At 37.3% G+C, this 10,816-nt stretch carries 5 protein-coding genes; 2 read left to right on the top strand and 3 right to left on the bottom strand.

The window, feature by feature from the left end:
- Positions 1 to 101 precede the first annotated feature (101 nt).
- On the top strand, positions 102 to 1,295 hold the full coding sequence (locus CXF89_RS19685; protein WP_121955545.1) for a cation:proton antiporter: 1,194 nt from the start codon (positions 102 to 104) through the stop codon (positions 1,293 to 1,295).
- A 171-nt stretch (positions 1,296 to 1,466) separates the two neighbouring features.
- Here the strand turns inward: CXF89_RS19685 and CXF89_RS19690 are convergent, their stop codons facing one another.
- A complete protein-coding gene (locus CXF89_RS19690) occupies positions 1,467 to 4,514 on the bottom strand; it encodes a D-2-hydroxyglutarate dehydrogenase YdiJ (RefSeq protein ID WP_121955546.1) in 3,048 nt (1,015 codons plus the stop codon).
- 704 nt (positions 4,515 to 5,218) lie between these two features.
- Positions 5,219 to 7,594, bottom strand: coding sequence for a phosphoenolpyruvate synthase (gene ppsA / locus CXF89_RS19695; RefSeq protein ID WP_007583187.1), 2,376 nt, complete (start codon positions 7,592 to 7,594; stop codon positions 5,219 to 5,221).
- A gap of 157 nt (positions 7,595 to 7,751) precedes the next feature.
- Here ppsA and CXF89_RS19700 point away from each other — a divergent pair, with 157 nt between their 5' ends.
- Complete coding sequence (locus CXF89_RS19700) at positions 7,752 to 8,561, top strand: posphoenolpyruvate synthetase regulatory kinase/phosphorylase PpsR (protein WP_007583184.1); 810 nt, start codon at positions 7,752 to 7,754, stop codon at positions 8,559 to 8,561.
- 59 nt (positions 8,562 to 8,620) lie between these two features.
- Here CXF89_RS19700 and CXF89_RS19705 read toward each other — a convergent pair whose 3' ends face one another.
- Entirely contained in the window at positions 8,621 to 9,970 is a 1,350-nt protein-coding gene (locus CXF89_RS19705) for a class II 3-deoxy-7-phosphoheptulonate synthase (protein WP_008167282.1), read from the bottom strand.
- Positions 9,971 to 10,816: the final 846 nt, after the last annotated feature.

Here is a 10,816-nt window from a genome sequence, read left to right on the forward strand (position 1 = left end):
TCGGAAGATTTAGGCCACTCTAAAATTGCGACTACCGATCAAATTTATATTCAAACAAATATTAAAGAGCGAGCAAAATCAGGACTTAAAAGGAAAATTTAATGGAGTATTTAGTAATAGCATTTATAGGCGGATTATTTTTAATTTATTCTTTAACACTTCGCCAGTTAGAAAAAACAGAAGTAACAGGTCCAATGTTTTTTGTTGTTGGCGGAATATGTTTAGCTTTAATGCTACCCAACGAAGGGGATAAAATAAAAGAAGGTGTTGATCTTTTATTACCATTTATAGAGCTTACGCTAAGTATATTTTTATTTTCTGATGCAGCTAAATCAAAGCTAAGTGTATTAAGGCATAGTTTTCAGTATCCTAGTTTACTATTGTTTGTTGCCCTACCCTTAACTTTGTTACTTGGTATTGCTGTTGCTTTATTTTTCTTTGCTGAGCTTTCACTTATTCAAGCAGCGTTGCTCGCTATTATTTTAACACCTACTGATGCGGCATTAAGTAAAGGGTTACTAGCAAGTACACAAGTGCCTGAAAAAATACGCGAAGGAATAAATACTGAAAGTGGTTTGAACGATGGATTATGCGTACCCATATTTTTAATATTTATATTACTCGCTAAAAATCCTGATTCAGCTATTACTGCAACACAAACATTAAGTGTGTTTGGCCGAGAGCTTGGCTTGGCTTTATTAATAGCTATTACAAGTATTGTTGTTTTTATACCGAGTTTAAACTTTGCAATGAAACGTCATTACTTTGCACAAAATACCAGTCCATTTTTATTACTCGGTTTTGCTATGGCTGTGTTTTCTGTCACTCAGTATTTTCATGGCAGTGGATTTATTGCGGTGTTTATTGCAGGCTTATTATTTGATAAATTTTCGACCGAAGAAGTTAGAACAGAATTAATTGAAGACTCAGAGCACATAGCAGATTTCACATCGTTAATGATTTGGTGCTTGTTCGGGTTTGTTTGTGCTTACTTAGTTATTCCTAAATTAAATACTGAAATTATAATTTACGCTTTATTAAGTACAACATTGATTAGAATAATTCCAGTTATGCTGTCTCTGCAGTTTACGGCATTGAGTATTAAAGAGCGTTTTACATTTGCGTGGTTTGGGCCAAGAGGATTAGCATCAATTGTTTTTACATTGATGGTGATAGATACGCAAATAGAAAACAAATATCAAATAGCGACAATAGCAATGACGACTATTCTATTTAGTGTATTTATACATGGTATTAGCACTAAACCTATTGCTGATAGTTTTGTTAAAAAATAATTATTTAAACTAGGTAAATTAAGAATACGTATTAAAAAAGGCGTAACGGTTATTTTCATCACTGATGAAGTTAATCGTTGCGCCTTTTTGTATTTAATAAATAATTTACTAAATTTGTATTTAGATAAAACTATTTAAATGCTCTTATTTAAGTGAGCTTACTTTATAAAGTTATTTAAGAACCTGTGCTAGTAACTCAATTGGGTGTTTTGGTTTAAATTGTTCAAAACGTTTAACTTGGCTACGACAAGAAAATCCCGTAGATAAAAGTTGCTCAGGTTTATTTTTATCTACAATTGGTTTCCAGCTCATTTCGTAAAGCGTACGCGAGTTATCTTGATTTTGTGCTTCGTGGCCATAAGTTCCCGCCATTCCACAACAACCTGTATTTGTTGTTTTTAATGTTAAACCAATATCATTGAAAATTGTTTGCCATACATTTGCTGCTTTTGGCAGCGCAGTTGTTTCAGTACAATGACTCAGTAATGTAAATTCGGTATCTATATTTCGCTTTGCGCTTAGTGATTTAAACGATTGTGTTTCTAGCCATTCATGAGCAAGCTGCACATTAAATTCGCCACGGTTATTTTCTAAAATTGTATTATATTCATCGCGATAACACATAACGAGTGACGCATCTAAACCGACTAATGGTGCATTAATATCATTTAATTTATTTAAAAATTCGGCTGCATTTTTAGCTGTAACTTTAAATTCATGCAAAAAACCTTTTACGTGTTGCGGTTTACCATTTGGTTTAAAAGGTAATAGCATTGGTTTTTTGCCAAGTTGGGTTATTAAAGTAATAAAACTTTCTACTAATTCCGCTTCGTAAAAGCTCGTAAATGGGTCTTGTACTATTAATACATATTCACTTTGTTGCTCTGCATTTAATTTATTTAATAAATCAAAATCGAATTTTTGTGTTTTAGTAACACGCTTTGAAAGTGCAGGAATACTTAACTGTGGTGTATCAACATAGCCAACCGTTTTTTTAATAACATTACTAACTAATGATGTTTTAACAATTGGATTTATGACTTTAGCGAACTTTGCCATTAATGGCGCGCTGTTTTCTATGTTACCAACAAGGTAATCTTTTAGCGGGCGTGCATAATAACTATGATAATAATTTAAAAAGCGCGAACGAAAAGTAGGTACATCTACTTTAATTGGGCATGCTGTTGTACATGCCTTACATGCTAAACATTCATCCATTGACGCTTTTACTTCGTGAGAAAAGTCGTAAATACCTTTTCGTTTTTCGCGGCTATGAACAAAACGTTCCCACCAGGTAATGACTTCACCTTTGTTAAGTTGCTTTTCTACTTCGAGCAAATCTACATTTTTTGACTCTTGTAGACGAAGCCATTCGCGCATTAAACTTGCGCGTCCTTTTGGTGAATTACGGCGATCGCCAGTTACTTTATACGATGGACACATAGGTGAATTTTCATCGTAATTAAAGCATATGCCATTACCATTACAGGTCATTGCATTGTTAAAACTGGTTTTAACTTCTATTGATATTTGCTTATCGAAGTGCGATCTCTTTTGTCCATCCACACTAACTAGTGAGTCTTCACTATCGATAGGAGTACATATTTTACCGGGGTTAATACGATTATTAGGATCGAAAGCTGTTTTTATTTTTCGAAGTTGCGTATATAAATGCTCACCAAAAAATTCAGGACTATATTCACTACGGTAACCTTTACCGTGCTCGCCCCACATTAAACCGCCGTACTTAGCGGTTAGTTTTACTACCTGATCTGAAATAGTTCTAAGTAGTTTTTCTTGTTCTGGGTCACACATATCAAGTGCCGGCCGCACATGTAAAACGCCCGCATCAACATGGCCAAACATACCATACTGTAAATTATGGCTGTCGAGTAATGCTCTAAATTCGACAATATAATCTGCTAAATTTTCAGGCGGTACAGCGGTGTCTTCTGCAAAGGCGAGCGGTTTTTGGCTGCCTTTTACATTACCTAATAAACCCACTGACTTTTTACGCATTGCGTAAATTTTTAGTATATCGCTTTTATCACTGGTTAACTGATAACCAATAACGCCATTAGTTTGATTTATTACGCATTCATCTAGAAGCTTACAAAGCGTGTCTACTTTGTCTTTTATATCATCGTTTGATACTGCATTAAACTCGACCATGTTAAGGCCTTGCATATCTTTATTTGGTACGTCGGTTATTAAGTCCGATACTAAATTCCAAATGATATCTTCACGCGCTAAGTTTAAAACTTTGCTATCAACGGTTTCTACCGATGTTGCACGTGCATCGACTAAAAATGGTGAATGACGAAGTGCTGAGTCAAAACTATCATACTTAATATTAATAAGCGTTTTAAATTCGGCAATAGGCGTTAGGTTTAATTTTGCTTCAGTTACTATACCTAATGAGCCTTCTGAACCCGTTATTAGTCGGCTCATGTCAAAGGTAAGTAAGTCTTCACTTAGCACATGCTCTAGGTCGTAGCCGGTTAAAAAACGATTTAACCGTGGAAACTTAGCTAAAATAGCAGCGCGTTCATTAATTGAAATATCTAAAACTGTTTTATATAAACTGCCAATTAATGAGTCTTGATTAGCTATAATTTGTGCTTTGTCGATGTCTATTGGGGAGGTACACATAGGTGTGCCATCAACTAAATAAGTTGTTAGCCCTAAAACATGATCGCTCGTTTTACCGTAAACTAAAGAGCCTTGCCCCGATGCGTCAGTACTTATCATGCCACCAATAGTTGCCCTGTTACTGGTAGATAAATCAGGTGAGAAGAAAAAACCATAAGGTTTTAAAAAGTCATTAAGTTGATCTTTTATTACGCCGGTTTGAACGCGTACCCAGCCTTCTTCTACATTTATTTCGAAGATTTCGCGCATATAGCGAGACAAATCTACAACAATACCAGGTGTTAACGATTGTCCGTTAGTGCCTGTTCCACCGCCACGAGGACCAAAAGTTAATGATAAAAACGGGTCGCGAGATGCTGTTTGCAATGCGAGCTGAATATCTTTTTCACTTTTTGGAAAAATAACACCTTGCGGTATTTGCTGATACACACTGTTATCGGTTGAAGCGGTAATACGCGTTGCATAACTTGCGTCGGTATCTCCGGTAAAACCTTGGTTTGCAATGGTATTTAGGTAGTTTGCGACAAGTTCTGTCGCGGCATCTTGCTGTGTAATTGTTGCTATCATGACGGCGATATTTTAGGGCATTTGACTAATTATATCATGGTGATGGCGAATAGAAATTGAAGATTTTACAGTTTGTAACACTCTTTTAGTCGATTTTAATGCAGCTTAAATTATACTCAAGTTAACAAGTAATGAGGTGTGTTATATGAAAAAATTACTATTACAGATCAGTGGCGTGTTATTTATTTTGCTAGGATTATTTTTTGCGATTGTAGCTAGGGCGTGTTGACCTTTGGTTGTTGAATTTGCAGCAGTATGTTTGGTTTTTAGGCAAGGCAGAGCCTATGTAGTGTGGTTACTCCCCATAAATAGGCGATAACGCAGCATAAATACCAAACATGCGCTGCCCAATGGGTTCTTTCTAGGGACGATTAACTCTTTGTTGCTCGGTTTTTACTTAGCCCACTAGGTTACAAACCTCGCGCCGCGATTAAATCGCCCCTAGATTGAACAAATTTCAATCCACAAAGCTCAACACGCCCTTAGCCTTCACTTATATTTTTTATGGCGGGTTTATTGTGTTTTTCGTTTTACTATCCTAAAGCACGACATTACTTATCATTTTGTCAAAAGGCGTTAACTAAATCATGTGCTTATTTAGATAAAAAATTAGCCCGTTAATTCACTTTTAATTGAGCATAAAAAATGCCAGCAATACATGGCTGGCATTTTTATAGCTTACATATTTATAGCTTACCTATTTATTACTTTGCTAATTTTTTAGCTAGGTATAACCATGTTTCTATTACTGTATCTGGATTTAGTGAAACAGAGTCAATACCCTGCTCTACTAACCATGCTGCAAAGTCTTCGTGATCTGAAGGACCTTGGCCACAAATACCTACGTACTTTCCTTTTGCTTTAGCTGTTTTAATTGCCATAGAAAGTAGCTTTTTAATTGCAGGGTCACGCTCATCAAATAAATGTGCGATTAAACCAGAATCACGGTCAAGACCAAGCGTTAACTGTGTTAAATCGTTAGAGCCGATAGAAAAACCATCAAACATTTCTAAAAATTCATCTGCAAGTAATGCATTTGAAGGTAGCTCACACATCATGATTACTTTAAGACCATTATCGCCGCGTTTAAGGCCATGCTCTTCTAGTAATTCAATTACGCGTTTACCTTCTTCAAGGGTACGTACAAATGGGATCATGATTTCGATATTAGCCATATCCATGTCGTTTCTTACGCGTTTTATAGCTTCACATTCTAGTGCAAAACAATCGCGGAAGTCTTCAGAGATATAACGTGCGGCACCACGAAAACCAATCATTGGGTTTTCTTCTTCCGGCTCGTATTGCTGACCGCCAACTAGGTTTGCGTATTCGTTAGATTTAAAATCAGACATACGAACAATTACACGCTCTGGTGCAAATGCACACCCTAGAGTAGAAATACCTTCAACCAGTTTTGTTATGTAAAACTCTACTGGTGATTCGTAACCGGCAATCATGTCAGTAATTTCTGCTTTTAATGCATCTGTTTGAGCATCAAAATTTAATAACGCTTTAGGATGAACGCCAATCATACGGTTGATAATAAATTCAACTCGCGCAAGGCCAACACCTGCATGCGGTAAGCGTGCAAAGTCAAATGCACGATCGGGGTTACCTACGTTCATCATAACTTTCATTGGAAGTTCTGGCATTTTATCAACGCGTGACGTTAGTATTTCAAAATCTAAAATACCTTCGTAAATAAAGCCGGTATCGCCTTCGGCGCACGATACTGTTACTTCTTGGCCCGCTTTAATTAAATCAGTTGCGTTGCCACACCCTACCACTGCCGGAATACCAAGTTCGCGTGCAATGATTGCCGCGTGACACGTACGTCCACCACGATTTGTAACAATCGCTGCTGCACGTTTCATGATTGGTTCCCAATCAGGGTCGGTCATATCGGTAACTAAAATATCGCCTACTTGTACCTGATCCATTTCTTTGATTGAATCAAGAACACGAACAACACCGCTACCAATTTTATGACCAATTGCACGGCCTTCAACAACAACGTTGCTTGTACCATTTAATTGAAAGCGTTCCATTACGTTAGAGTCTTCGTTTGAGCGTACAGTTTCTGGACGTGCTTGAACTATATATAGTTTGCCGTCGTTACCGTCTTTTGCCCATTCGATGTCCATAGGACGACCGTAATGTTTTTCGATGATTACAGCTTGCTTGGCAAGTTCTTGCACTTCTTCATCTGTAATCGAAAATTTATTTGAAAGCTCAGGGGCAACATCAACGATGTCTACTTGCTTACCGTGTGCTTTATCTTCTGAGTAAATCATTTGAATGGCTTTAGAGCCAATGTTACGACGTACTACTGAAGGTTTATTTTTAAGGAGTGTTGGTTTATGAACATAAAACTCATCAGGGTTAACTGCGCCCTGTACAACCATTTCACCTAAGCCGTAGCTTGATGTAATAAATACAACGTCTTCAAAACCAGACTCTGTATCAATGCTAAACATTACGCCAGATGCTGACTTATCTGAACGTACCATGCGCTGAATACCCGCTGATAGGGCCACACCACGGTGATCGTAACCTTGGTGAACACGATATGAGATTGCACGGTCGTTAAATAATGAAGCAAATACGTGTTTAATAGCGACCATGACTGAATCGATACCAACAACGTTAAGGAAAGTTTCTTGCTGGCCTGCGAATGATGCATCTGGCATATCTTCAGCGGTAGCTGATGAACGTACTGCGAATGATACATCTGCTGCAGTATCGCCATGAAGTTGGCTATATGCGTCGCGAATGGCTTGATCTAGGTTTGGTTGGAATGGTGTGTCGATTATCCATTGGCGGATATCGGCACCGACTTTAGCGAGTGTATTTACATCATCAACATCAAGTGTATCTAGAATGTTGTGAATTTTTGCTGTGAGTCCTGATTGATCTAAAAACTCATTAAAAGCATCTGCGGTAGTTGCGAAACCACCCGGTACTTGTACACCAGCGTTTGCTAGGTTTGAAATCATTTCGCCAAGTGAAGCGTTTTTACCGCCAACTCGAGGAACATCTTGCATACCAAGCTCTTGATACCAGAGAACGTATTCTTGCACGGATCTTTCTCCAAAAAAAACAAATTGTAGGTCTAACTGTGAGAGTTAAGAAAGAAAACCTTTTATAAAGGTCATCATCATTCTACACTGGCAATAGTCCTCACGTAAACCGTGAGAAACCCATTTTAGGGATTTAAACGCAATAAAAAGGTTAATTATGAGAACTGCTTTTTATATATCAGATGGAACCGCTATTACTTCAGAGGTGTTTGGGCATGCGACTTTGTCGTTGTTTCCTATCGATTTTAATCATAAAACAATTCCATTTGTAGAAACTGAAGAAAAAGCGCACGAAATTAAAGCATTAATTAATGCAACCGCTGCAAAAACAGGCGAAAAGCCATTTGTTTTTTTTACTTTTGTTAACCACAATTTAAGTGAAATTATAAAATCGGCTGATGCAGTCACGTATGACTTTTTAACTACATATAGCGAAAAAATAGAAAAAGAACTCAATGTAGCCCCAGTTCCTAAAATGCATCGTACGCATTCTATCCACGAAAAAAGTTATGATTTTAGAATTGATGCGGTTAACTATGCACTTATGAATGATGATGGCGGAAATATTAAAAACTTTTCTGAAGCAGACATCATTTTAATTGGCGTTAGTAGAAGTGGTAAAACACCCACAAGCTTATACTTAGCACTGCAGTACGGCATTAAAGCGGCTAACTACCCTATTACAGAAGAAGATTTAGACAATGAAGGTTTGCCTAAGTGTTTAGTCCCTTATAAACATAAGTTATTTGGACTTACGATTGACCCTGAGAGACTTGCGGCTATTAGGCATCGACGTATGGCGAACTCTAAGTATGCTTCAATTAAACAGTGTCGTATTGAGGTTCGCGAAGTGGAAATGTTGTATAAGCGTCATAAAATTGCTTACTTTAATTCTACGCATCATTCTGTTGAAGAAATATCTGCAAAAATATTGATAGAAACAGACTTGGAGCGACGTAAGTACTAACTTACTTATCAAAGAAATAAAAAAACCGCAACTAAGCGGTTTTTTTGTATCAATAAATATTATTTACGTGCGTCTTTTAGTAAATCAGCTACTAAAAAGCCTAACTCTAATACTTGGTCGGCATTAAGGCGTGGATCACACTGCGTTTTGTAACGCTGTGCTAGGTCATCGTCAGATAAACCGTAAGCACCCCCAGTACACTCTGTAACGTGCTGGCCTGTCATTTCTAGGTGAACACCACCTGCGTATGAACCTTCAGCTTTGTGTACAGCGAAGAACTGACTGATCTCGCGCATAATATTGTCGAAGTTACGTGTTTTGTAACCTGATGTCGCTTTTTCAGTGTTACCGTGCATTGGATCTGAGCTCCAAATTACTTTACGGCCTTCTTGTTGAACTCTTCTTACTAGTGCTGGAAGTTTTTCAGGAAGTATATCTGCACCCATACGCGTAATTAGCGTTAAACGACCAGGAATGTTATCTGGGTTTAATGCATCAATTAAACGAATTAGGTCATCTGGGTCCATACCTGGGCCAACTTTAACACCAATTGGGTTTTTAATGCCTTTAAAAAATTCAATATGTGCATGGTCTAGTTGACGAGTACGTTCACCAATCCAAACAAAGTGAGCAGAACAATCGTACCAATCACCAGATAAGTGGTCGCGACGAGTAAGCGCCTCTTCGTAACCAAGTAGTAACGCTTCGTGAGAAGTGTATAAATCGGTTTCCTTTAAGCTTGGCGCAATTGTAGAGTTAATTCCGCACACTTCCATAAACTCTAGTGCGTCTTGAATTTTATCAGCAAGTTGTTGGTATTTTTCTTTAAGTGGATTTGCAGCAACAAAGCCCATGTTCCAACGGTTTACCTGGTGAAGATCGGCAAGGCCACCTTGTGCAAAAGCACGTAATAAGTTTAACGTAGCGGCACTATGATGGTATGCAGTCATTAAGCGTTGTGGATCGGGTATACGTGCTTCTTCTGTAAACTCGATATTATTAATAATGTCGCCACGGTAAGATGGTAAAGACACGCCATTAATTGTTTCTAAGTCTGCTGAACGAGGTTTAGCGTATTGACCAGCCATGCGCGCTATTTTAACTACAGGGCATTTACCGCCGTAAGTTAAAACAACAGCCATCTGTAAGATTGTTTTGAATGTATCGCGAATGTTAGCGGCATTAAAATCGCTAAATGATTCTGCACAGTCACCACCTTGAAGTAAAAAAGCACGCCCTTCGCACACATCTTCAAGTTGTTTGAATAGGCTTCTTGTTTCTTCAGCAAAAACTAAAGGCGGTGCCGTTTTTAATTGGCTTTCTACTGATTTAAGTATTTCTTGATCCGGGTACTGTGGCTGCTGCAGTATTGGCAGCTCTCTCCAGCTATTTGGGTTCCACGATTGCATAATTTTTCCTCATTCCTACATTACCTGATAAGAAGAAATTAACGTATGCAGGCCCCTATGTTCAAGGACTAAATTCACTATTTTCCAATTATTTAGTTATGAGTTAAGTATAATAGTAATCTTACTTAACCTAGGTGGTTATATAACATACACTTTAGTTTTATTTCGAAGAAACTAAAGTGTTTAAATACATGCGTTTAGAGCTAACTATTTACAATTTTAACGCATTGAGAATAAATAGTACATAAGGGTATGTTATACGTAATTTTACTAGGAACACATCATACTTAAATGACAGCTTCTGTAATCTTAACTTTACGCGGATAATTAATTAATAGCTATCAAGTGCTATGTGCAGACCTTAATGTATGATAGGAGCATTTGTGGTAATCATTTATCTGCGCTTTAAATCCTAGACGCATAGTCTTGTATAGCACTCGTATGCAGGACTATATTCACAAGTGCCATAATTTAAAGGTGTGGTAGGCCATTAAGTTTTCTCTTCAAAGTGATAGTGCTAATTTACAATTCATCATGATTAAAGCCCCTACTGCTTGAAGTATCCTTAAAGAGGAACTGATATCAAAAAGCATTTGTAGTCATTGTAACCTTTAGCCTGATCACCGTACTGCCAACACGGTGTAATATGAGTCAGTAATTATAAATACTAAGACTGTTAGATAAATATATGAAAATTATATAACTCCGCTTAACTCATTTTTCTAAACTTAGTTTTATCACCTAATCTAGTACTTGGCGTATTAGCCTTTTTATATACGACAAAGTAAATACTCCAATGTCATATGAATTAGTAAGGAGTTTCAATCTTTCTTAATATATATTCTC

This window comes from Pseudoalteromonas sp. MelDa3 (genome assembly GCF_002863625.1).
GTDB classification, from domain to species: Bacteria; Pseudomonadota; Gammaproteobacteria; order Enterobacterales; family Alteromonadaceae; genus Pseudoalteromonas; species Pseudoalteromonas arctica.

What these genes read in the sequence shown, in the direction of transcription:
- CXF89_RS19685 (WP_121955545.1), top strand. Translation starts at nt 102, where the DNA reads ATGGAGTATTTAGTAATAGCATTTATAGGCGGATTATTTTTAATTTAT.
- CXF89_RS19690 (WP_121955546.1), bottom strand. Translation starts at nt 4,514, where the DNA reads ATGATAGCAACAATTACACAGCAAGATGCCGCGACAGAACTTGTCGCA.
- CXF89_RS19700 (WP_007583184.1), top strand. Translation starts at nt 7,752, where the DNA reads ATGAGAACTGCTTTTTATATATCAGATGGAACCGCTATTACTTCAGAG.
- CXF89_RS19705 (WP_008167282.1), bottom strand. Translation starts at nt 9,970, where the DNA reads ATGCAATCGTGGAACCCAAATAGCTGGAGAGAGCTGCCAATACTGCAG.